We start from the raw sequence: 22,815 nt of genomic DNA on the forward strand, positions 1-22,815 counted from the left end.
CGGCTCACGCCTCCCCAGCCAGGCGGTCAAAACAGCCAATCGCCTCGTCCAGATCGCCGTACTCGAAGCCAAAATGATCGCAGCGGTCGACAAGCGCCGACACGGCTGCGAAGCCCTTCTTGCCAAGAACGTGATAGTTCATCGCATTGTCGGCAATCTGCAGGAATGCGGCGCCGGTCTGCAACGGTGCCCAGGCCGCCCGGCTTCCGGCGACATAGCGGGGAAAGACGACCCAGCGCGGCCAGGCCGCTTGGCCAAGTTGGCGGACGCTGTCTGCGGGAGGTGCCATCAGGGCGACGGTTCCCTTGGTGGTATCCCGCACCGGCGCAGTCAGAAAGGCATCTGGCGCAAAATCGCTGATGACGTCAATCGACTTGTTCTTCAGGTTGACTGGCCGCGCCAGTCCTTCGATTTGCCCGGTATCCAGGCGGATGATGGTCAGTTCGTCCGACAGCAGGCGCCAGCCGCGATTGGCCAGGGCAGCGCACAGCGTGCTTTTGCCGGAGCCCGGCGGGGCCGGCATGATAATCGCCCGCTCGCCGCGGACCAAGGCAGCGGCATGCAGAATCAGGACATGCTGACTGTACGCCGTGATGCACCAGTTCAGCCCCCATTCGATCATGGGCAACGCCTGAGCGCGCGGCAGGGGCGTGAAAGGTTCGACGCCATCGACCAGAAAGCGTGCCTGGGGCCGGAACCAGCGGTGCAGGCCGCGCCCGGTTTCGATGGCGATGTGAAAATCGACGAAGGCATCGTCCGGAATGACCGGATGATGGGCGTAAAGCCGAATCAGTTCGGGGATAATCTCGCTGATGCGAGTCTGAATTCGGCAATTGAATGGCCCGGATGAAAGTCGTAAACCGTCGCTACGCAAACGGCGGTGCAATTCCGGAGGTGCCAGGTCGCTGACGATCAAAGGCGGCAGGGTTCGATGAGTTCGGCCCCGGATAATATCTGCAACGTCGACTCCACTTCAACGAAGCAGTCTGCCGGATCGGCATCGCCCTCCTCGGCCAGGACCAGTTCGACGATCTGGGCTGGCGAAAGCGCTTCCGCGCTTTCATCGATTGCCGACAGTACGAAACGGGCCAAAGGGCTCAGGAGCAGCGTGGTGCCGGAAAACGTGTCGAAACGTATCCAGCCCTCATCCACTTCCTTCCAGAGGATTTCCGCCTCGGCCCGAGGCTCAACCCTGACCATGCTGCGAAAAAGTTGAGACAAGACGTTAATGGGACCGCACCGGGGTTCAGCGAAGCGGCAGGCCCATCACATAACGCAGATAGTTCTCGCCCTCTTCCTTGGTCCACGGTGGAGCACCGGCGGTCGGGCGATATGTTCCGTTCCACATTTCTTGGACCGACGACAGGGAAACACCGGAAACAAACCGGCCAGCCTTGAGATTCAAATACGCAGCGACAACCAGCGAGGCAAAACTGCCTTCCCCGAGAACATCGATAAACTTTCGCTCGTCCGTTCCACCAAAAACATCTTTGAATTTGGTATCGGCACGAACATTTGCATACCGGAAATACTTCGTCGCCCTCCCTCGGCTGCTGTACTTGTCGTAGGTATTAGCAGACCAGTAAGTCGGACTCTTGGCTGGATCAGTACAACTCGCCCCTCCATTCCGACTCAAATTCCCGGATGTGGAAAAACCTGACGGTTGCTTGCAATTGCAGGCCAAAACTGGCGTGCTCTTCAGGGCGAGCAGGACCGGTGCGCCGATAACCCCACCCCGAATCAACTTTCGTCGATTACCTGAAATCGCAGGGGAAGGCCGCTCGCTGAGTTGCTTGCCTTCCTTGTTTTCACTATTGGATTTCACGTTGAACCTCTTTGCGAATTCCTGGCCAACTGCCGGAATTTCATGAATCTTCTGGCGATTTGACGCCTCGTCAATCTCTATCGAAGCAAATTTCAATCCATGCCGTCGATTACTTGCCGATTCCATTTAAGAACAGTGACGTAGCTCAGTCAAGCAGTGACAGCGGCATTATGCGAAATAATACACATGTAAATTTTTCCGACACAAACCCAGGGAAGCGCTACAGGAATGCCCAGATGCCCGTCGGTTCTACCGCCAGCGACTACAAGGCAACCTCGCTTCCTTTTCTCAGGCCTACGGGAAAAAACGCATTGAATGGCTCGGTATCAGCCTAGTGCCTCGTTACTTCGGGCCAGCCGCCCGCCACAACATCCATTTGGCATATATGGCGTTTGCCTTGCGATTTTCATATTCCTTACTTTTGGGTGTTGTAACTTTACGGGATTTGGCGCAACTTATCGGGTGAGTCATCGAACCCGCCTTTTCATCAGCTGGACGTTCTGCCGTCATGCATCGTCTTCCCGAAGCCGTTCAAGATTCGATCGAAAGCAGCCAGATTCCGTCTCCGCCGGAAATCCTGCTACGCCTTTTGCGCACGGTGGATGACGAGCAGGCGACGATGGCCGATCTGGCGGGCATCGTTGGGAAAGACCCGGGGCTGGCCAGCCGGGTTCTCGGGGTGGCCAACTCCCCTGCCCTGCGTCGTGGCCGCGAGCTGAAAGATATCGACACCTGCCTGATCGCCCTGGGCACCCGCCTGATCCGTTCGCTGGCAACCTGCCTGGCCATCCAGCGCCTGTTCGAGCGGGATACCCGGATGGAGGGCGTCGATATCGCCGATTTCTGGATGCATTCGCTGCTGGTCGGCGAACTGGCGCGCGGGATTGCCGACAGCGCGGCCTACCCGGCCCCCGACGAGGCTTATCTGGCCGGTTTGCTGCACAACATCGGCGAGCTGGTCATGCTCAATGCGATTGGCGAGCCGTATCGCCGCTTTTTGCTCAATTCGGCCGACAACCCGCGTTTGCTGGGCGAGGAAACGCAGCTTTTCGCCACTACGCATGCCGAAGTGGGCGGCTGGCTGATCGATCGCTGGGGGCTGGATTCGGTGCTCGGTGACAGCGTCGCCTTCCACCATGCCGCGCCGGCGCAGATCCTGACGGCGACGGCACTGCCACAGATTATCTGGCTGGCCCAGGCCTTGGTCACCCTGCCGGATGACACGCCGGATGTGGGCCTGGTCATCAACGGCGCCAGCTTCACGGTGCGCAAGGCCGATTTGCTGACGGTGCGCGAGCAGGCCATCGAACGCACCCGGCAGATTGCCGAGGCGCTGGGCATGGCGTTGCCCGAGACCTTCCCGAAGCGACGCACCACCCTACCCGCCCAGCCAACGGCACCGCCGGTCCCCGGCAACCCGACGGAAGACGAGCTCACCGCCTTGATGGGTGGCATGGCGCTGCTGCAGCCGCTGCAACAGGACTTGTTCCAGTTGGGCAGCGACAAGGAGGTACTGCTCGCCCTGCAGGAGTCGGCGCGCATTCTCTTCGAGCTTTCCAAGGTGGCCATCCTGCTGGCCAACGACGCGGGGGATGCCTTGTCCGGCGAGCAGGTGGGCGGCCAGCCCGATCTTTTCCGGCAGTTGTCGATCCCGCTGCTTGCTTCACGTTCACTGGCCGCTGCTGCAGTCGTGCAGCGCCAGGTGCGGACAACCTTCGACAGCCCGCAGCCGCTTCCCCTGCTGGATCTGCAACTGGCCCGCGCCCTGTCGGCCGAGGGCTTGTTGTGCATTCCGATGCTGGCACGCAGCCGGGTGATCGGGGTGATGATCTGCGGCCTCTCGACCCGCCAGCACGGCCGCCTGCAGAAGCGGATTCCGTGGCTGGCCAATTTTGGCAAGATCGCGGCAATCAGCCTGGATGCGGCACAGGAGGCCGAGCGGCATCGCCAGCAGGTGGCGGTGGAGCTGACCCAGCAATTCACCACCCAGGCACGGCAGATTGCCCACGAGGCGGGCAACCCGCTGGGCATCATCAAGAGCTACCTGAAGATCCTGGAGCGCAAGCTGCCGGAGGATGGCGGGCGCCATGAGCTGGCGGTGCTAACCGAGGAGATCGACCGGGTAGCCAACATCGTCGGCCACATGACGCAAACCCTGAAGGGTGCAACGACCGGGCGCGATCTCGATCTGGTCGGCGTACTCAACGATTTCCTGATGCTCTATGCCGACACGCTGTTCAAGACCCGGGGGATACGGGTCGAGACCCTGTTCCCGGCATCCGGCGTGGCGATCCGGATCAATCGCGACAACCTGAAGCAGATCGTGCTCAACCTGTGGAAGAACGCTTCCGAGGCCCTCACCGGGGGCAAGACGGTGAAGATCGCAGTCAGCGACAACATCATCCACGATGGGGCGAATTACGTGCAGTTGCGCATCGACGACAACGGCCCGGGCATGACGGAGGAGGTCATCCAGGCGCTCTATCGGCCAAAGGCCACACCGGAGGGAGCGCGACGCGGCCTGGGGCTGTCCATCGTTGGCAGCCTGGCCCGCCAGGAGGGTATCCTGATCACGTGCCGCAGCCAGCTGGGCGTCGGAACCAGCATCGCCCTGCTCATTCCAAGGCATGACGGGGGAAATGCCGGATGAACGTCATCAACGCACTGTACGAGCTGGCGACCTTGCCCGGCATTCCTTCGCAGCAGCGCATCCTGATTGTCGATGACGAGCCGCATTTTCGTCGCGCCTACAGCAGCCTGCTCGCAGCCGATGAACGCATGATCGACGAAGCCGCCACCGGCCAGGTAGCCCTGGAAAAGCTCAAGGAGGGCCGGATCGATCTGGTCATTCTCGATTTGCGGCTGCCGGACATCTCCGGTCTGGAGATCATGGAGTGGCTGGTGGCGCACGAGATCGACACCACGGTCATCGTGTTCAGCGCCGACAAGTCGATCAATTCCGCCATCCACGCCTTGCGCCATCGCGCCTTCGAGTTCTTGCGCAAGGATTGCGATCCGGACGACATGATCATCGCCGTCGAGCGCGCGCTGAGCCAGCGGCAACGGGAGAAGGAGCATGCGCTGATCACGGCCCGCCTGCGCCATTCGGAAAGCCTGCACCGTTTTCTGGTCGAGCAGTCGCCGGACCTCATCTTCACGCTCGATAGCGAGGGTTACTTCACCTTCTTCAACGGCCGGGTGCAGACCTTGTTGGGCTATGCACCGGAGGAACTCACCGGCCAGCATTACAGCGCCATCGTCGATCCGCGCGACCACGAGCATGCCCGCTTTGCCTTTAACGAGCGGCGCATCGGCCCGCGTTCGACGAACAATCTCGAAGTGCGCTTCCGGCGCAAGCCGTCGGCGGGCCGGGCTCGCAACGGCGTATGCATCACGACCATCCTGAGTTCCCAGGGGGTATATCGCACGACCAACCTCGGGCAACCGGGCCTCTTTCTCGGCACCTCGGGCGTCGCGCGGGACATTTCCGAACGGAAGCAGGCGGAAGAGACCATCGCCTTCCAGGCCTTTCACGACCTGCTGACCCGCCTGCCCAACCGCACCCTGTTCGTCGACCGTCTGGAGATGGCAATCACGCAGGCGGTGCGGCGCAAGGAAAAGCTGGCGGTGATGTTTCTCGATCTCGACCGCTTCAAGCTGGTGAACGACACCTATGGCCATCAGGCCGGTGACCAGTTGCTGCGCGAGTTCGCCGCCCGCATCCGGCGCTGCCTGCGCACGGGCGACACCCTGGCCCGCCAGGGTGGCGACGAGTTCACGGCGCTGCTGCCCAACCTGACGAGCCCTGAGGACATCGGCGTCATTGCCGAAAAAATCCTCAGCGAACTGCGCCGGCCCTTCCTGGTGGCGGATACCGAGTTCCTGGCGACGGCAAGCATCGGCCTTGCCGTTTATCCCGACGATGCGGTCAGCGCGCAGGACCTGATTCGCTGCGCCGACGTGGCGATGTACCAGGTCAAGGCGCAGGGCAAGAATGGCTACGTCGCTTTCCAGCCGTACATGCACCAGGCGCACCGCGATCGGTTGTCGATCGAGAACGACCTGCGCAACGCGGTCAAGACGGGCGATCAGTTCGAGTTGCATTACCAGCCGCAGATCGATGCGCTGACCGGGTGTGTCGTCGGCCTGGAGGCGCTGATCCGCTGGCATCATCCGCAGGAAGGCCTGATCCGGCCTGATGTCTTCATCCCGATTGCCGAGGAAACCGGCCTCATCGTCGCCATCAGCGACTGGGTGCTGAACGAGGCCTGCGCCCAGTTGAGCGTGCTCCGGGAGCGCGGGTACGGGCACCTGCGGATGGGCGTCAACCTGTCGCCTCGGGAGTTCGAGCGGACCGATCTGCTGGAGCGCGTCGAGGCGCCGCTCGCCCGCTTCGCCGTCCCCCCCGAATCGCTGGAAATCGAAATCACCGAAAGCCTGTTGATGAAGGATGTCGAGAATATCGTCGTCCGGGTCAAGCACTTGCGCAGTACCGGCGTGCATATCTCGATCGACGATTTCGGGACGCGCTATTCCAGCCTCAATTACCTGCGCCGCTTTTCGGTGAGCCGGATCAAAATCGACCAGTCCTTCGTGCGCGACCTGAAGGCACCGCAGGATTCCTGCGCCATCATCCAGGCCATCGTCGGGATCGCCCGCAATTTCAACCTGCAGGTGATGGTCGAGGGGGTCGAAACTGCCCACCAGGTCGCCGTGCTGCGCCAGCTCGGCTGCCATGAAATGCAGGGTTACTTCTTCTTCCAGCCCATGCCGGCCGGGGAACTCACGGAGTTCCTGGAGGGACAGCTCGCGGCTTGATAAAGCTGGTGGATTGACTGGGATTTGTTAATTCCTACGGCATGGAATGGCGCATACCCGGGCAACGTGGCAGCGACAGGCTGGAACACCAACGCATGAGCTACAACGCTTGGGCGGCTGGCGGACCCGGGGGAGTGCTAAGCGTACCTGGCTCCCGACCATCTGGCGGAAGCGGCCTACCTGTTGAATTCGGTACTGCCTGGCGGTACTGCCTGGCAACGATTCAGCTACGGTGGCCTAGAAAGCAAAAAGCCCGGCCAAATTGGCTGGGCTAAGTGCTTGATTCTTTGGCTCGCCAACTCAGACAGTTCTGAGTACTGGCAAGTTGAGTTCTTGATTCCGTAGTACTACTGCCTGGAATGTGCCCTAAGGCGACCTTCAGTACCATGGCAAGCAGTCCTTAGAGTGGGGGGCTAACAGTGCAGGCGCTGATTCCCAACTCATAAACATGCTCGCGTGTATTCTTTTCAGAAAACCGAATTTAGCCCCAGTTCGTGACTATCTCCAATCAATCTATGGAGCCAACAGCAACGCGTTGGGAAATTGCTCGATCAATTAACGATTTTACCGTTGACGAAACTCCATTAAATTTAAATCGACTCATAAACGATATTGCTCCAACTTCAACAAACAATTTTGCAATTAATTCATCTGCGAAACTACTTGAAATAAGTTCAACGTCTGAAAAGTCAATAATCACAGGATAGTTTGGACACATCTTTGCGAGGTTCAATAGCTTCTTCCGGAGTGGTGTTCCTGCTACACGACTACCGAAGGAGTTTGACTCCTCAGATACTTTAAAAATTATTGAGTCCTCAACAGGGTGCTCATAGTATTTTTCAATATGATCCAAAGGTGAATACTTTTTTCCATCAAACCTTAAAGCTTCCTCCAGCAAGTGAGGGACCGAAAAGTCGATTTCGGCGACAACTAATGTGCCTTCATAGGGAACTTTCTCCGTATTTATGCGGAGACCAGTGCGCTCGCTATAGGAAAGTTTTCCGTAACCGGACTCCAATTGAAACTTCCCTTTACTTCCACTGCATATCTGATAACTGCCAAAGAGTCCATTGCCTTGCCCTATTGCTTTGTCTCTTGTGACGCCCTCGCGAATTGCATTGTCAAGAGCATCTGCATCGGAAGAAATATTTTTATGCCCTTCCCTTAGGGAGGCTGGAATTCCAATTCCTGCGTCGGCGACCATAAACAAAAGGCGCTTGGATTTGCTTTGGAATGTTGAAACTTGGACAAATCCACCAACAGGGGATTGTGAATGAACCAAAACGTTATCTGTTAACTCGTTTATTGACCATTCAAGAGCGGCAAAGTCGTTTCTCTCCAAATCTGGTATGGCACCAAGAATTGCATTGGCAATTCTATTGACGGCCTTGAATTGTTCATCTGTTGTTCTGTACTGAGTGGCTGGAACTTGTGTATGGCCACGGAAATTTGATGTCTCAAACTGCTTTGGTGAAATAATATTTGCCCAATTTGAATTTATGAACAATCGCTTGAGTTTTTCATTATTCGGAAGAGTTAGCTGTGTTTCAATCTGTGCAAATTGAAGCCTTGAAACTTGTGCGCACAAAGCTAACATTGGTGCCGGGAGTGCCGCAGTACACTCGCTAAAATCAAATTTAATTTCCTGATAACCAGCATTCTGAACTGTTTGATGAATTGCTGCCAAGGGTCGGTGTAAATCAGAAATCGTGAATTCACCTTCAAATACAATACTGTTTTCAGATCTGTATATGCTTGACATAAATATCCTGCTATTTTCAAATCAATCTCTGAATCAAAGGAAGTTAGAGAAGGTAGGCTTGCGTCTCTTTAGAGGCTTCGCTGAACGCTAACAGCGTATCCGCACCAATGTGGATGTCCGCTTTGGGCCTTACCACTCGTGGCCGATTGTTGTCCCCCGTCCATGTAACACGGGGGGCTATAGATACATCGGTAAAAAATAAACTTCACGGAATCCGCACCGGCCGTCTTTAAGGCTTTGCTTGTATTGCGACGAGTGATGGCTCGACGTTGCCACGCATCGCAGATGCAATCACACCGCACACCTCAACGGGTGAGTAAGTATGTTGTGCAGGGAAGAACACCAGCGGCAACCCAGCCTTCTTGCAGACATCTTCCAGAAATTGATCACGGCCCTTCCGAGCCTCTTGGGCATGCGATTTGTCGTTCAATTCAACAGCGCAGACTGGCTTGAGGTCGCTTGGGCTGCACAAGACAAAATCAAAGTGCTTGGCGTTGATACGATTGAATGCGCGCTGCCAAACGGATTTCGACTTTCCTTTTTCGACACCGATCACATCGGCCACGCGCACTTTGCCGAAAACACGGAAATCCGAGCCCACGGACTGATCTAGCACGCCGAGAAACGAGCGTTCTGCTGGTGTGAACAATCGGTCACCCACGACATAAGGCAATTCGACTTCCTGCCCAGATGAAGATTGGTTGCGGCGCTTGAGCGCAAAAAAGCCAATAACAATGAGCACGAAGATGAGAAGCGGCAACCAACGCATTGAGCATCCTATGACTTGAAAATCGAAATAGGACAAAAGACTACCCCGTTTGCATTCCGTGCTCAAGGAAAAATCCTCAAAAAGCTGATGGCAGAACGTACCGCGCGCGATGCGCGGGCGTACCGCCATCAGCCTTTTGGAGTGCTACGTTGACATGGGTTACGCCGTGGGTTACGTTTACATCCCATCAGTAACCAAAGTGGTGGGACATATGGAAAACGAACGTTACGTACCAACAAAGGCAGAATTCCTCGCTGACCTCATCCAAGGGAGCGCGACTTATCAATCCACAATGGCATCGGTACAGCGTAGTCATCGCTTTCCACTGCATATCTTTGTACAGATCGAAAACATGGCACGCATGGGCGACGTTCCGGTTTCTTTGATCATCAACCAGTTGCTGGAATGTGGCTTGGAATCCGTATACAACGAGTTACCGGAAGAGCGTGCCCGAGAACTAGGCCGCTTGTCGAAAGAGCAACTAGAACGAAAGACGGTTACGGAAACTGTTGAAGTGAAGAATGTTCGCGTTGCTAAGACCAAGGTGCAGCGCAGCAAGTAAGCACAACTGATGAAGCTAGCCAATCTTCTCCACGGCCACGACACCATCGAGTGCGCGTACTACCTCGCACCGCTTCCTGAGTGTTCGCTCAACTATGAGCAACTGGCCGTCGAGAAAGAAAACCTCCGTCTAGCCAAAGTCCGTCGCCCCTTAGCGATCAAACTCGGCAACGAGGAATTTCTACTGGCTGCAAACGGCACCAAAAGCGGCTATCCGTTCCTGATCGAGAACGACTGTTTCAGCATTCAGTTCGGCGAGTTCAACAAACCCAATTTCTTCGTCACCTTCCGCAGCTTCGCCTTGTGGCAATTCGGGGCGCTGGCTTTGCATCGGCGCTTTCTGGCGTGGGCGGCCTCGGTCGGCTTTTCGACCTTCCAACCCGAACGCCTGTCACGGGTCGATTTCACCTTCGACTACCAGATCGACGCGATTGATTTCGATGAGGACAGCTTTGTCACCTCATCCACCAAAGACAAACAGTTCCGCAAGAACCGAAAAGTGCAGACCTTCGGCTTCGGTGAAGGCGATGTCGTGCTGCGGGTCTATAACAAGGTCGATGAAATCACCGAGAAAAGCGCCAAAACGTGGTTCTTCGATCTGTGGGGCTGCGCCGAGAATGTTTGGCGCATCGAGTGGCAGATTCGTAAAACGTGGCTCCGTACCTTCGGCATCCAGACCTTTGCCGATCTGACCGAACGCCAAGGCGATCTGCTGCGCGTACTGGTCAACGACCACACCCGATTGCATATCCCGACCGACGACAGCAACCGCTCCCGCTGGCCGATTCATCCCCTGTGGGCCGACCTGCAAAGCCGAGTCGCCGAAATGGACGGTTTGGGCATCCTCAAGGAACTCGATCCGCTGGCCTTGCTGGAAGAACGCGAAACCCGGATGGCGATCAGTATCTACGGCTATCTCAAACGGCTCGGGGCGATTCAGGGCATTAAGCGCAAAACCGCCGAAATCGGCTTCGAGGAAAGCCTCGCCTTCCTGCAGAAGAAGCTTACCCGGATTCACGATGAATTCGCGTGGGACAACGATGTACGCCGCCGTTACGACGAAATGAGGCTCGGGCAATGGTAACGCCGCTTACCGAAGCCATCATGAAGCTGGTCATGTGCCGTATCGGGCGCATCCTCGATGCCGCTGCCGTGGGGATGCCGACACCGAACCAGCATCATGCGTATCGAAAGATCGTTCTCAACGAATTTGGAAACCAAGGCTTCCTACCGGAATTGGAAGCCTTGTTGCAGCAACAAGGGCAGGACAGGAACGGGCAGGCCAAGACCGCAGGAAAGGAGGTGCCACGATGAGTGCGCGAACAATCCACGATCCACCGGGTTCTGTCCGACGACTTTGTACCCCCTAAACCGCCACATGAGGAAATCGCATTGATCGCTTCGGTATTCGATGAACTGCTCCTGTTGGTGCAGCGGTTGGACGATAGCGAGGACGATTGAGCAACCAGAGAGCCGCATTCGGCATGCAGACCAATAAAAGCGGGCGGGATGGCCTGTCAAGGCTGGTTCCACCACCGCAGGCTGCCTTGACAGGCCATCCTGCTCGCTTATAACCCTGCAGGCCGGGTGCGGCGGTGTATCCACGGAGGAAGATCATGGCAGTTGCCCTTTATGCTCGGGTATCCACGGTAAAGCAGGCCGAGAAGGATTTATCCATTCCCGACCAGATACGGCAGATGCAGGACTGGTGCGCCGCACAGGGCTATGCCGTCGCTGAAACCTACATCGAACCCGGTGCCTCAGCCACCGATGACCGTCGCCCGGTATTCCAGCAGATGATCGCCGAGGCCACCCAAAAGCCGTCACCCTTTGAAGCCATCATCGTGCACAGCTTGTCGCGATTCTTCCGTGATGCTTTGGAGTTCGCCCTCTATGAGCGTGATCTCAAAAAGGCCGGGGTTCGGCTGATCTCGATCACCCAGCAGACCAGCGACGATCCCTCCGGCGAGATGGCCCGCAAAATCTTCTCCATCTTCGATGAGTACCAGAGCAAGGAGAACGGCAAGCATACGCTGCGCGCCATGAAGGAGAATGCCCGGCAAGGCTACTGGAACGGTTCGCGGCCTCCCTTTGGCTACAAGACCGTCGAAGCGGAAAAGTTCGGCAACAAGGGCAAGCGCAAACAACGGCTGGCGATCGATCCTGCTGAAGCGGGTTTAGTTAAGCGCATCTTCGAGTTGTACATGAATGGCAAAGGTGATGGCCCGATGGGAGCCAAACAGATTGCCAGCTACCTGAATGAATCCGGGCGTAAGCATCGGGCCTCCAGCTGGACCCGGAGCCGGGTGCATGAAGTGCTGTCGAACCGCACCTATATGGGCGAGTTCTATTTCAATCGAATGGAAGACAAGACCAAACGAGCCAAGCCGGAATCCGAGTGGATTCTGCTCAAGGTTGAGCCGATCATCGAGGCGGAACAGTTCAACGCGGTACAGGAACGCAAAGCCTCGCGCAGCTTTGACAAGGTGGCACCGAGCATCATTGGCTCCGATACCTTGCTCACTGGCATCATCAAGTGCGGCTGCTGCAATTCGGGCATGACTACGGCCACCGGCAAAGGTGGGCGCTATCGTTATTACAAGTGCAACACACGCATTGCCAAGCACATCAACCATTGCAGCAATCCCGCCGTGTCGATGCCGAAAATGGATGCCGCGGTGCTGGATGTGCTGGCCGACAAGCTCTTCACGCCGGAGCGGGTGAAAGACATTCTTAGCCAACTGCAGAAGCAACTCAAAAACGCCAAGGCCACAGAAGCCGACGAGATCAAAGTCCTGCAGGATGAACTCAAGGAACTCGAACAGCGCAGCGAACGGCTATTCGAAGCGGTTGAAAAAGGTGTTCTACCGCTTGATGCTCACTTGCAACAGCGTAGCCATCGGATTCAGGCGAGAAGGCAGGAAGTGCTGACGCAGATGGCCGGTTACAAGCGCCGCCAGCAAATGCCGACGATCAAGCCAAAACAGATTGACCTGTTCTGCCAAGCCTTGCGCATGAAGCTGAAAGAAGGAAAGCCGGGATTTGCCAAGCAGTATCTGCGATACTTTGTCAGCGAAATTCGCGTGACCGGCAATCAGGTGGTGATGACTGGCAGTAATGCAGCCTTGGCTGCGGCCATCGCAGAAACAAAAAAGGGCACCTCTTGCGAAGTGCCCAAATCTGTATTCGGTTGGCTCCCCGACCTGGGCTCGAACCAGGGACCTACGGATTAACAGTCCGGCGCTCTACCGACTGAGCTATCGGGGAATCGGTACAGTCAGCATTTGCTGCCGACAGGGCGCGCATTATAACCAATTCCGGAAAAGCTGCAATGGTCGGCGTTTGCGGATTCCATCCGGTGCCGATTCAGGCCTCGTCGGCTTCCCGGGACGCTGGCTCCGCCAGGCTCGCGGCGCGCTCGGCGCGAAGGGCGGGCGTTTCCAGGCTGATGCGGCCGAGGGTGCCGCTGCGGTAGTCAGTGAGCAGGATGCCGGAAGCCTTTTCGAGGTCGAGTTCGCCGCCCCGCCCCTTGATGATGCAGCCGCGCTTCTTGGCGACGCCTTCGAGGACGGCGACAGCATCCAGACCTTGCAGGTCGAAGCCGTAGCGGGCCTTGAGCAGGGCCGGATAGTGTTCGAGCAGGAAGCCGGCCAGCCAGGTGGCGACGTCCTCGCCGATGTAGGCGTTGACGCCGACGGCGTGGCTGGCGGCGAGCATCAGGCCGTCGATGGGATGGTCGATCTTAGGCCACAGCATGCCGGGGGTATCGTAGATCGTCAGGCGGTTGCTGATGTCGATGCGTTGCTGGCTCTTGGTGACGGCCGGCTGGTCACCGACGGCGGCAACCTTCTTCTTGACCAGGGCGTTCATCAGCGTCGATTTGCCGACGTTGGGGATGCCCATGATCATCAGGCGCAGCGGCTTGACGGCGTCGTTGCGATGCGGCGCGAGCTTCTGGGCCAAGGCCGGAATCTTGGCCGCGTCGCCAGCCTTCTTGCAGGAGATGGCCACCGCCTTGACGTTCGGCTGGGCGTCGAAATAGGCCAGCCAGGCCTTGGTCGCTTCCGGGTCGGCCAGGTCGGCCTTGTTGAGCAGCTTGAGGCACGGGCGCTGGCGGAAGGTGCGCAGCTCGTGGATCATCGGGTTGCTGCTCGCCTGTGGCAGGCGGGCGTCGAGCACCTCGACCACGACGTCGGCCACGGCCAGCGTTTCGGCGGCCTTCTTGCGGGCCGAGGTCATGTGGCCGGGATACCATTGGATGGACATGCGTTTTCCTTGTTTAGCCGCCCGTGACGGGCGGGAAGAAGGCGATTTCGTCGCCATCCTGGATGGGTGCGTCGAGCTTCGCCATATCCTGATTGACGGCACAGCGCAGGTTCTTGGCGGTCGCCAGGGCGTCTCTGCCCTGCCCGACCAGCCAGTCGCGCAGACCGCCGACGGTTCGGATGTCAGCCGGCAGATCGATGCTTTCGCCCGGCATGCCGAGGCGTTCCTTGAGGCCAGCGAAGTAGAGAATCTTGACGCTCATGCCAGCAACTCCGCGAAAGACACAAAACGCACCGTATCGCCCGCTGCGATGCAGTTGCCCGGCGGGTTAAGGATGAGGCCATCGCTCCAGCACAGCGACGTGGCGACGGCCGAGCCCTGATTGCCGTACAGCTCGATTGCCCCCACTTCGTTGATGCGGCCGCGCAGGAATTCGAGGCGGGCGCCGTCCGGCTTGTTCCAGGCCGAGGCAGACGGCAGGTTCAGGATGCGCGGCGCAACCTGGGCGATACCTTGCAGGCGCATGACGAAGGGGCGGACCATCATCAGGCAGGTGACAAAAGCCGCCACCGGATTGCCCGGCAGGCCGATGAACCAGGCGTTGCCATCAGCCTTGCGAACCGTGCCGAAGGCCAGCGGCTTGCCCGGCTTGATGGCGATCTTCCATAGATCGAGCGAACCTTCGGCCTCGACGGCCGGCTTGACGTGGTCTTCCTCGCCGACCGACACGCCGCCGCTGGTGATGACCAGATCGTTATCGGCGGCAGCACGGCGCAGCGCGTCGCGGGTCGCGTCGAGCGTGTCACCGATCGCGCCCAGGTCGCGCACCTCGCAGCCCATGCCTTCGAGCAGCGTACGCAGCGCGTAGCGGTTGGAGTTGTAGATGGCGCCCGGGGGCAACGGCTCGCCCGGTTGCACCAGTTCGTCGCCGGTGAAGAACATGCCGACGCGCACACGACGATAGACCGGCAGTTCAGGCAGGCCGGCCGCGGCGGCGAGGGCGATTTCCTGCGGGCGGAGCTTGACACCCGCGGGCAGGATTTCGGCGCCGGCCGCGATGTCTTCGCCGGCCCGGCGGATGTTCTCGCCCAATTTCGGGACATGATTGATCACCACGCCGCCCTCGCCATGCTCACAGCGTTCCTGCATGACCACGGCATCGGCTCCGGCGGGAATCGGCGCGCCGGTGAAGATGCGGGCGGCGCTCCCCGGCTGTAGCGTAACGCCGACCGTGCCGGCCGGGATGCGCTGGCTGACTGGCAGGCAGACACCGGCAGCGGCGACGTCGGCAGTGCGCACGGCGTAACCGTCCATCGCCGAGTTATCGAGCGGCGGAACGGAGACGCCCGATTTTTGTGCAACAGCCAGCACGCGGCCAGTGGCGGCGAGCAGCGGCACGCTGCGGATTTCCTCGACAGGCTGGGCGGCGGCCAGCAGTTTTTCCAGGGCTTGTTCGTAGGTCAGCATGGGCGTTCCTGCAGTTGCATGGTGTGCATGACAAAATCGGCGATGGCCACGTAGTCGTTCAGCGGCAGCTGGGGGAGGTCCGTGGCGAGATCGACATCGGTGGCGATGGCGACGATGTCCGAACGCTCGGGGAAGAGCGGCGGTTTGCCGTTTTCCGGGCGATAGACTTCCAGCTTGGGCACCGGTTCCTGCTTGAAGCCCTCGATCAGCACGAGGTCGCAGGGCGACAGGTGACGCAGCAGTTCGTCGAGGGTCGGTTCCGGCTCCTCGCGCCGCTCGTGCATCAATGCCCAGCGGTCGCCGCAGGAGAGGAGCACCTCGGTGGCGCCGGCCTCGCGGTGGCGATAGGAATCCTTGCCCGGGCGGTCGATGTCAAAACCGTGGTGGGCGTGCTTGATGACCGAGACCTTGAGGCCACGGGCGGTGAGCTGGGGTATGAGTTTTTCCAGCAAGGTGGTCTTGCCGGAGCCGGAATAACCGGCGATGCCAAAAACTTTCATGGCGGGATTTTACTCGGCAACGAACACCGGGGCGAAACCGCCGCCCGGCGTCCGGAAATTGGTAGTCTGCCCCTGGTAAAGGCGAGCGGCAACCAGCTGGATATGGCCGTTATAGACATAGCAGCGGATGTCGGCCTTCATGGTCTGCTCACCGACGGCGTGTTCCGACGGCGGCGCGATTTCCTGCGCGATGTAGCCGCCGTGCAGGATTTCCTCGAACACGCGCTTGGTCAGCTTGTCGCCGCGATAGGCGGCGCGGCTGCCGAAACCGGCCGGCGGCTTGAAGAACCAGCGTTTGCGATCGGCCCAGAAGGTTTCCGCCTGCTCGGGCGTAACGGCGACGGTTTGCGGGATGCCGGCGAGCAGGGTCTGCCGGGTGGCCGCATCAACGCCGAGACCATTCAAGGCAGCCGCATCGGACAACTGCATCAGGTTGCGCTTGTCGGCATAGAGGGCGTGGGCCCGCGGATTGGGGGTCAGGACGACCTTGCCCTGCTCGAAGGCCGTCCGAATGGCGGTGCTGGCCGTCGTGTCGAGGGCGAAGTCAGTCAGGCGCTTGTAGACCAGGTCGACTGGCTGGCCGGCATGGCGCAGCGCCTCGCCGTCGAAGCTCAGTTCGCTCGGGTCGCAGACGACGGCGGCGATGCCGTACTCTTCGAACAGTGCCCGGAACAGCGTGAATTCGGGCGCCAGGAACTGTTCCGCCGGGTTTTCATCGACGATGGCGATGCGCCGCAAGAGGGTATCACCCCGCTCCAGACGCCATTCCTCGCGAAACATGGCGACGAATTCATCACGGATGCGCGCCCCCTCGGCTGCCCGGCCGTGCTCGGCCAGCAGGTAGGCATTGAGCAGGCCACCGCCGGCATTGGTGTTGATTTCGATGAGCTTCGGGCCGGCGGCCGTCAGGTGGAAATCGTAGCCCATGAAGGCACCGCGCGCCGCGCACGGCAGGCGGGCGATGGCTGGCGCCTGGGCCAGGGCATGCGCCTGGTAGGCCGGCAGCGCGATGACCGATTCGATGGCGGCGACCAGGTCGGCCATCGCCTGCAGCGACGCGGCCGGAATCGTGAGGGCGGCGGCCGAGAAAAATTGCGGCTGGGTGTCGCGCAGTTGGTCGAAAGTGGTTTTCATGGCCTCAGCGTTTGGCGAAGAAATCGAGCACGACCTGCAATTCGCGGGTGCGCTTCATCGGCGGCAGGCTTTGCCAGATCTTGCGGCCGTAGGGCTTGGAAATCAGTCGCGGGTCGCAGATCATCAGCACACCCTTGTCGTTCTCGTCGCGGATCAGACGGCCGGCCCCCTGCTTGACGTTGATGACGGAGCGCGGCAACTGGTACTCGATGAAGGCGTTGCGGCCCTCACGTTTCATCTGCTCGATACGGGCCGACAAGACCGGATCGTCGGGCGGCGCGAAGGGGATCTTGTCGATGACGACCAGCGACAAGGCTTCGCCGCGCACGTCAACGCCTTCCCAGAAGCTCTGGCTGCCGACCAGGATGGACGCGCCGTGGTTGCGGAAGCGTTGCAGCAGGTCGTTCTTGCTGCCCTCACCCTGCACCAGTAACGGGATATCCAGGCCTTCGTCCTCGATCTTCGCTTTCAGGAGTTCGTGCGTGCGGCGCATGGCGCGCAGGCTGGTGCACAGGAAGAAAGCGCCGCCCTTGGCCGCCTTGACGGCCGGCCAGGCAGCTTCAACCACCGTGTCGGTGTAATTCCAGGCATTCGGGTCGGGCATGCCGAGCGGCGCGTAGAGAACGGCCTGCTCGCCGTAGTCGAAGGGGCTGTGCCAGCAGGCGGAATCGGGGTCGCCGAGGCCGAGTTCGGCGCAGTAATGGTGGAACTTGCCCTGCACGGCGAGCGTCGCCGAGGTGAAGATCCAGGCCCGCGGATGGCCGCCCATCTGCTTGCGGAAAATGTCGGCAACCTTGAGCGGCGTCGAGTTCAACTGCAGCGACTGGGTAAAGGCCTCGCCCCAGCGTACGTAGCCGAGATCGGCCAGGTTCTGCCATTGGGCGAACGCCTGCTGCAGTTCGAGGGCACGCTGCCAGCACTTCTCGATGCCCTCGGCGCGCTGGGCCTGAGTTTCGAGGATGGCGGCGAATTTGGCGACTTCCTCCTCAAGCGTTTTCAGGGCCGGGACGAATTCCGGCCGCTCCTGCAACTGCTCGTAGGAGAAACGCCCGGCATCGACACCCACCGACAGGCGCAGGTCGCGCGCCGCCTTTTCCATGGCCTTGGCGCCGCTCTGGATATCGAGGCAGTCGCGGGCGCTGGTCAGGCCCTCCGCCTTGGCGTCGCGCGCCAGATCGACCACCTGCGCCGTCGACACGCTGTCGCCGAAGAACAGGGTGGCCACTTCCGGCAACTGGTGGGCCTCGTCGAAGATCACCGTGTTGCAGGCCGGGAGCAGCTCGGCCATGCCCTCGTCGCGCAGCATCACGTCGGCGAAGAACAAGTGGTGATTGACCACGACCAGATCGGCCGCCATCGCCTCCTTGCGGGCCTGCATGACGAAACATTCCTTGTAGTCCGGGCAGTCCTGGCCCAGGCAGTTGTCGCGCGTCGAGGTCACGCTGTTCCAGACCGGGGAATTTTCGTTCACCTCAAGGCACTCGGCCTTGTCACCGGTCTGCGTGGTCTTGGCGAAGACCGAGATGCGACGGGCATCGGCGGCATCTTCCTTGGTCAGGAAACGGCCGTCGGCCAGCGAGCGCTGCAGGTGGTAGGGGCAGACGTAATTGGCGCGCCCCTTGAGCAGCGCGATCTTGACCGGCGCCTTCAGGATGTCGCGCACCATCGGCAGGTCCTTGTTGAACAGCTGATCCTGCAGGGTCTTGGTGCCGGTGGAGACGATCACCTTGCCGTTCGACTGCAGCGCCGGCACCAGGTAGGCGAAAGTCTTGCCCGTACCGGTCCCCGCCTCGGCGATGAATACCGAATTGTTCTGGATGGCGGCGGCGATGCGCTCGGCCATCTCGACCTGCTGCTGGCGCACGCGATAGCCGCCAATGGCACGCGCCAATGGCCCGTCGGGCGAGAAGATTTCGGGGAGTGAAGGCAAGGGGAAGCGATCCGGAAAACCGGGGCGAATCTTAACAGATCGCTACCCGCGCTTGCTTCCGGCTGCGCTGTTGCGCCCCGGGCACAGACCCATTGGTGAATTTTGCTGCTGCGCAACAATTTCACATTCCGGCTGCATCCCGCTGTGCTAGAGTGGGTCAAAACAAGAGGTGGAGACGACATGCCGGCCAACGGTAGAGGACGAAACCATGACCCCCCTGAACCCATCCCCCGAGCGCCATGATTTGCTGGCTGCCAGCACGGCCGAGACAACGCCCCTGGCTGTCGCCTCCGTCGCATCACGGGCAAAACCCGGCAAGAGCCGCTGGCCGGCCCGTCTCGATCTGTTGCAAAGCCTCTCCGGCCTGCTGCTCGCCCTGTTCCTGATGGCCCACATGGCCTTCGTGTCGTCCATCCTGATCAGCCACGACGCTTTCTACACCGTCGCCCGCTTCTTCGAAGGCGCCTACTTCCTCGGCAAGCCCTACCCGATCCTGGTTTCCGGCGTCGTCGCCGGCGTCCTGGCCCTGTTCGTCGGCCACGCCTGGCTGGCGCTGCGCAAATTCCCGGCCGGCTTCCGCCAGTACCGTGCCTTCGTGGCACACAAGAACCGCCTGCGCCACGGCGACACCTCGATGTGGTGGCTGCAGGTGTGGACGGGCTTTGCGCTGTTCTTCATGGCCACCATCCACCTCTACCAGATGCTGATGAACCCGTCGCTGATCGGCCCCTACGAGTCGGCCGACCGGGTGTGGACCGGCAACCTGTGGCCGCTCTACCTGTTGCTGCTGTTCGCCGCCGAGCTGCACGCCAGCATCGGTCTCTACCGCCTGGCGCTGAAATGGGGCTGGTTCGATGCCAGCGATCCGAACCGCAGCCGACGCCGGCTGCGTTGGGTCAAGCACGGCCTGAGCGCCTTCTTCATTACCCTCGGCCTGGTGACGCTCGGCGCCTACATCGACCTCGGCCGGGCCCATGCCGAGCATGCCGGCGAGCGTTACGTGCCGGCCAGCCAGAGCGCCCCGGCCGCCAGCGGAAGGCACTGACATGGAAACCATCCACACCGATGTCCTGGTCATCGGCGGTGGCCTGGCCGGTTTGCGGGCCGGGCTGGCGGCCCGCAAGCGCGGCCAACAGGTCATCATCCTCAGCCTGGTGCCGCCCAAGCGCTCGCATTCCGCCGCCGCGCAAGGCGGCATGCAGGCCAGCCTGGGCAATGCGGCACGCGGCGGCGGCGACAACGAGGATGTGCATTTCGAGGACACCGTGCGCGGCAGCGACTGGGGCAACGACCAGGAAGTCGCCCGCATGTTCGTGCATACCGCACCGAAAGCAGTACGCGAACTGGCCGCCTGGGGCGTGCCGTGGAACCGCGTGCAGCAAGGGCCGCATGCGGTGGTGATGGACGGCCAGCGCGTCACGCTGACTGAAAGCGCCGCAGCGCATGGCCTGATCACCGCCCGCGATTTCGGCGGCACCAAGAAATGGCGGACCTGCTACGTCTCGGACGGCACCGGCCACGCCATGCTCTACGCCGTCAGCGACCAGACCATCGCCGCCGGCATCCCGGTGCATGAGCGCATGGAAGCGGTGGCGCTGATCCACGACGGCGGGCGCTGCTATGGCGCCATCGTCCGCAACCTGATCGACGGCCGCCTGCTGGCCTATGTCGCCCGTGCCACCTGCATCGCCACCGGCGGTTTCGGACGCATCTACCAATCGACCACCAATGCGGTGATCAACGAGGGCATCGGCGCCGCCATCGCGCTGGAAACCGGCGTCGTGCCGCTCGGCAACATGGAGGCGGTGCAGTTCCACCCGACGGCCATCTTCCCGGCCGGCATCCTGGTCACTGAAGGTTGTCGCGGCGATGGCGGCCTGCTGCGCGATGTGGACGGCCACCGCTTCATGCCGGACTACGAGCCGGAGAAGAAGGAACTCGCCTCACGCGACGTCGTGTCGCGGCGCATGGAGGCCCACATCCGCAGTGGCAAGGGCGTCGCCTCGCGCTACGGCCCGCACCTGTGGCTGGACATCACCCTGCTCGGCGCCGCGCATATCGAACACAAGCTGCGCGAGGTGAAGGAAATCTGCCACTACTTCCTCGGCATCGACCCGGCCAGGCAGTGGATACCGGTGCGCCCGGCCCAGCATTACTCGATGGGCGGCATCCGTACCGACGCCCACGGCCAGGCCTACGGCCTGCGCGGCCTGTTCGCCTGCGGCGAGGCGGCGTGCTGGGATCTGCACGGCTTCAACCGACTGGGCGGCAACTCGGTGGCTGAAACCGTGGTCGCCGGCATGATCGTCGGCGAGGCCATCGCCGATTTCTGCGCTTCGCCGGACGGCGACATGCAGGTATCGACCGCCCTGGTGCGCGAAACCTGGGCAAAAGCCAGCGCCGAATTTTCCGCCATCGCCGACAACCGTTCGAGCGAGGACGCCAACCAGTTGCTGCGGCGCATGCAAACCCTGATGAGCGAACAGGTCGGCATCGTGCGCCAGGGGGACCAACTGGCCGCCGCCGTCGCCGAACTGGAACAGTTGATCCAGCGCTGCCGGCAGGTTGGCCTGCGCACCACGCGGGCAGGTGCCAATCCGGAACTGACCACTGCCTGGCGCCTGCAGCGCATGCTCAAGCTGGCGCAATGCGTGGCCTACGGCGCACTGCAACGGACCGAAAGCCGCGGGGCCCATTTCCGCGAGGATTACCCGCGGCGCAACGACGCCGAGTGGCTGAAGCGCACGCTGGCCACTTGGCCGGATGGCGAGCCGACCCGCCCCCGCCTCGACTACGAGGCACTCGACGTGGCGCGTATGGAATTGCCGCCCGGCTGGCGCGGCTATGGCGCGCGCGACGCCATCGAGCACCCGGCCACCGCCCTCCGCCAGGCCGAAATCGAGGCCATCCGCGCCAGCCTGGGCAACGCCGACCGCCATGCCGTGCAGCAGGCACTGATGCCCTACCGCCATTTGCTGCCCCCGCACCTGCGCGGCCTCAATGCCCGCATCGGAGAAGAAAGATGATTCCCCTGCTCCGTCGCCGGCCGACTGCCGGCCAGCCCCGCCGCCTGACCCTCAGCATCCTGCGCTGCAACCCGGCCGACCCGGCCAGCGTGCCGCACCTACAGGACTACGAACTCGACGAGGCGGACGGCATGACGCTGTTCATCGCCCTCAACGACATCCGGGCACACCAGGACGGCTCGCTGCAGTTCGACTTCGTCTGCCGTGCCGGCATCTGCGGCAGTTGCGCCATGCTGATCAACGGCCGCCCCGGGCTGGCCTGCCGCACGCTGACCCGCGACCTCGGCGACCACATCACCCTGGCTCCGCTGCCCTATTTCGAGTTGATCGGCGACCTGTCGGTGAATACCGGGAAATGGATGCGCGGCACCAGCGAGCGGCTGCAAACCTGGATCCACAGCACTACGCCGGTCGATCTCGATGCCCTGGAAGCCCGCATGGAGCCGGCCGAGGCCGAGGCCATCTACGAACTCGACCGCTGCATCGAATGCGGCTGCTGTATCGCCGGCTGCGGCACGGCGCAGATGCGCGAAGGCTTCGTCGGCGCCGTCGGCCTCAACAAGATCGCCCGCTTCCGGCTCGACCCGCGCGACCAGCGCAGCGATGCCGATTTCTACGAACTGATCGGCGACGACGACGGCGTGTTCGGCTGCATGTCACTGCTCGGCTGCCACGACCTGTGCCCCAAGCAACTGCCGCTGCAGACGCAGATCGCCTTCCTGCGCCGCAAGATGGCCGCCCTCGGCCTGCGCTAAAC

The 22,815-nt window shown here is 60.9% G+C and carries 20 protein-coding genes and 1 tRNA gene; 9 read left to right on the plus strand and 12 right to left on the minus strand.

Annotated features, from left to right (window positions below; genetic code table 11):
- Positions 1 to 4: 4 nt before the first annotated feature.
- Genes K420_RS0115930 through K420_RS20640 form a run of 3 tightly spaced genes read right to left on the minus strand, consistent with a single transcriptional unit; the run spans position 5 to position 1,921 of the window.
- On the minus strand, positions 5 to 916 hold the full coding sequence (locus K420_RS0115930; protein ID WP_027458920.1) for an HprK-related kinase A: 912 nt from the start codon (positions 914 to 916) through the stop codon (positions 5 to 7).
- Positions 913 to 1,221, minus strand: a complete 309-nt coding sequence (locus K420_RS0115935; protein WP_198293868.1) for a PqqD family peptide modification chaperone — start codon at positions 1,219 to 1,221, stop codon at positions 913 to 915. Before K420_RS0115935 ends, K420_RS0115930 begins: the two co-directional genes overlap by 4 nt.
- Positions 1,222 to 1,246: 25 nt before the next feature.
- Entirely contained in the window at positions 1,247 to 1,921 is a 675-nt protein-coding gene (locus tag K420_RS20640; RefSeq protein ID WP_157275132.1) for a hypothetical protein, read from the minus strand.
- A 412-nt stretch (positions 1,922 to 2,333) separates the two neighbouring features.
- Here K420_RS20640 and K420_RS0115940 point away from each other — a divergent pair, with 412 nt between their 5' ends.
- Complete coding sequence (locus K420_RS0115940; protein ID WP_027458922.1) at positions 2,334 to 4,475, plus strand: HDOD domain-containing protein; 2,142 nt, start codon at positions 2,334 to 2,336, stop codon at positions 4,473 to 4,475.
- Positions 4,472 to 6,643 carry a GGDEF/EAL domain-containing response regulator gene (locus K420_RS0115945; protein WP_027458923.1) on the plus strand — a complete coding sequence of 724 codons (2,172 nt, stop codon included), beginning with the start codon at positions 4,472 to 4,474 and terminating at the stop codon, positions 6,641 to 6,643. Before K420_RS0115940 ends, K420_RS0115945 begins: the two co-directional genes overlap by 4 nt.
- A gap of 508 nt (positions 6,644 to 7,151) precedes the next feature.
- Here K420_RS0115945 and K420_RS20265 read toward each other — a convergent pair.
- Positions 7,152 to 8,405, minus strand: coding sequence for an STAS-like domain-containing protein (locus K420_RS20265; protein WP_084019700.1), 1,254 nt, complete (start codon positions 8,403 to 8,405; stop codon positions 7,152 to 7,154).
- 229 nt (positions 8,406 to 8,634) lie between these two features.
- On the minus strand, positions 8,635 to 9,303 hold the full coding sequence (locus tag K420_RS20270) for a DUF2726 domain-containing protein (protein WP_084019701.1): 669 nt from the start codon (positions 9,301 to 9,303) through the stop codon (positions 8,635 to 8,637).
- Positions 9,304 to 9,328: 25 nt separating this feature from the next.
- On the opposite strand from K420_RS20270, the gene K420_RS0115955 reads away from it, so the two are divergent.
- The 4 genes from K420_RS0115955 (at position 9,329) to K420_RS21215 (ending at position 12,968) form a co-directional block, all read left to right on the plus strand.
- Positions 9,329 to 9,736 carry a hypothetical protein gene (locus K420_RS0115955; RefSeq protein ID WP_084019702.1) on the plus strand — a complete coding sequence of 136 codons (408 nt, stop codon included), beginning with the start codon at positions 9,329 to 9,331 and terminating at the stop codon, positions 9,734 to 9,736.
- 9 nt (positions 9,737 to 9,745) lie between these two features.
- Positions 9,746 to 10,819, plus strand: a complete 1,074-nt coding sequence (locus K420_RS0115960; RefSeq protein ID WP_035854929.1) for a hypothetical protein — start codon at positions 9,746 to 9,748, stop codon at positions 10,817 to 10,819.
- 20 nt (positions 10,820 to 10,839) lie between these two features.
- Positions 10,840 to 11,049 (plus strand): hypothetical protein, encoded by a 210-nt coding sequence (locus tag K420_RS19315; protein ID WP_157275134.1) that lies wholly within the window; start codon positions 10,840 to 10,842, stop codon positions 11,047 to 11,049.
- A gap of 302 nt (positions 11,050 to 11,351) precedes the next feature.
- Complete coding sequence (locus K420_RS21215) at positions 11,352 to 12,968, plus strand: recombinase family protein (protein ID WP_408605889.1); 1,617 nt, start codon at positions 11,352 to 11,354, stop codon at positions 12,966 to 12,968.
- On the opposite strand, the gene K420_RS0115985 is transcribed toward K420_RS21215, so the two are convergent.
- From K420_RS0115985 to K420_RS19320, 7 genes are all read right to left on the minus strand, one after another.
- Positions 12,927 to 13,002: transfer RNA gene (locus K420_RS0115985), tRNA-Asn, on the minus strand. The two genes, K420_RS21215 and K420_RS0115985, sit on opposite strands and share 42 nt — an antisense overlap.
- 99 nt (positions 13,003 to 13,101) lie before the next feature.
- Positions 13,102 to 14,001 (minus strand): ribosome biogenesis GTPase YlqF, encoded by a 900-nt coding sequence (gene ylqF, locus K420_RS0115990; protein WP_027458929.1) that lies wholly within the window; start codon positions 13,999 to 14,001, stop codon positions 13,102 to 13,104.
- A gap of 13 nt (positions 14,002 to 14,014) precedes the next feature.
- Entirely contained in the window at positions 14,015 to 14,263 is a 249-nt protein-coding gene (gene moaD, locus K420_RS0115995; protein ID WP_027458930.1) for a molybdopterin converting factor subunit 1, read from the minus strand.
- The gene (locus K420_RS0116000; protein ID WP_027458931.1) at positions 14,260 to 15,468 is read right to left on the minus strand and encodes a molybdopterin molybdotransferase MoeA; all 1,209 of its coding nucleotides are present in this window, start codon (positions 15,466 to 15,468) and stop codon (positions 14,260 to 14,262) included. The genes moaD and K420_RS0116000 overlap by 4 nt, the downstream gene beginning before the upstream one ends.
- A complete protein-coding gene (gene mobB / locus K420_RS0116005) occupies positions 15,462 to 15,968 on the minus strand; it encodes a molybdopterin-guanine dinucleotide biosynthesis protein B (RefSeq protein WP_027458932.1) in 507 nt (168 codons plus the stop codon). The genes K420_RS0116000 and mobB overlap by 7 nt, the downstream gene beginning before the upstream one ends.
- 9 nt (positions 15,969 to 15,977) lie before the next feature.
- Positions 15,978 to 17,102 (minus strand): ATP-grasp domain-containing protein, encoded by a 1,125-nt coding sequence (locus tag K420_RS0116010; RefSeq protein WP_027458933.1) that lies wholly within the window; start codon positions 17,100 to 17,102, stop codon positions 15,978 to 15,980.
- A gap of 4 nt (positions 17,103 to 17,106) precedes the next feature.
- Positions 17,107 to 19,032: an ATP-dependent DNA helicase gene (locus tag K420_RS19320; protein ID WP_035854936.1), complete on the minus strand. Its 1,926-nt coding sequence runs from the start codon at positions 19,030 to 19,032 to the stop codon at positions 17,107 to 17,109.
- A 208-nt stretch (positions 19,033 to 19,240) separates the two neighbouring features.
- Here K420_RS19320 and K420_RS0116020 point away from each other — a divergent pair, with 208 nt between their 5' ends.
- From K420_RS0116020 to K420_RS0116030, 3 genes are read left to right on the plus strand one after another with little or no spacing between them, the layout of a single operon-like run.
- A complete protein-coding gene (locus K420_RS0116020; protein WP_084019703.1) occupies positions 19,241 to 20,077 on the plus strand; it encodes a fumarate reductase cytochrome b subunit in 837 nt (278 codons plus the stop codon).
- A gap of 1 nt (position 20,078) precedes the next feature.
- Positions 20,079 to 22,058, plus strand: coding sequence for a fumarate reductase flavoprotein subunit (locus tag K420_RS0116025; RefSeq protein WP_027458935.1), 1,980 nt, complete (start codon positions 20,079 to 20,081; stop codon positions 22,056 to 22,058).
- Entirely contained in the window at positions 22,055 to 22,813 is a 759-nt protein-coding gene (locus K420_RS0116030; RefSeq protein ID WP_051453198.1) for a fumarate reductase iron-sulfur subunit, read from the plus strand. Before K420_RS0116025 ends, K420_RS0116030 begins: the two co-directional genes overlap by 4 nt.
- The last annotated feature ends 2 nt before the right edge of the window (positions 22,814 to 22,815 follow it).

This window comes from Dechloromonas agitata is5 (genome assembly GCF_000519045.1).
Lineage (GTDB): Bacteria > Pseudomonadota > Gammaproteobacteria > Burkholderiales > Rhodocyclaceae > Azonexus > Azonexus agitatus.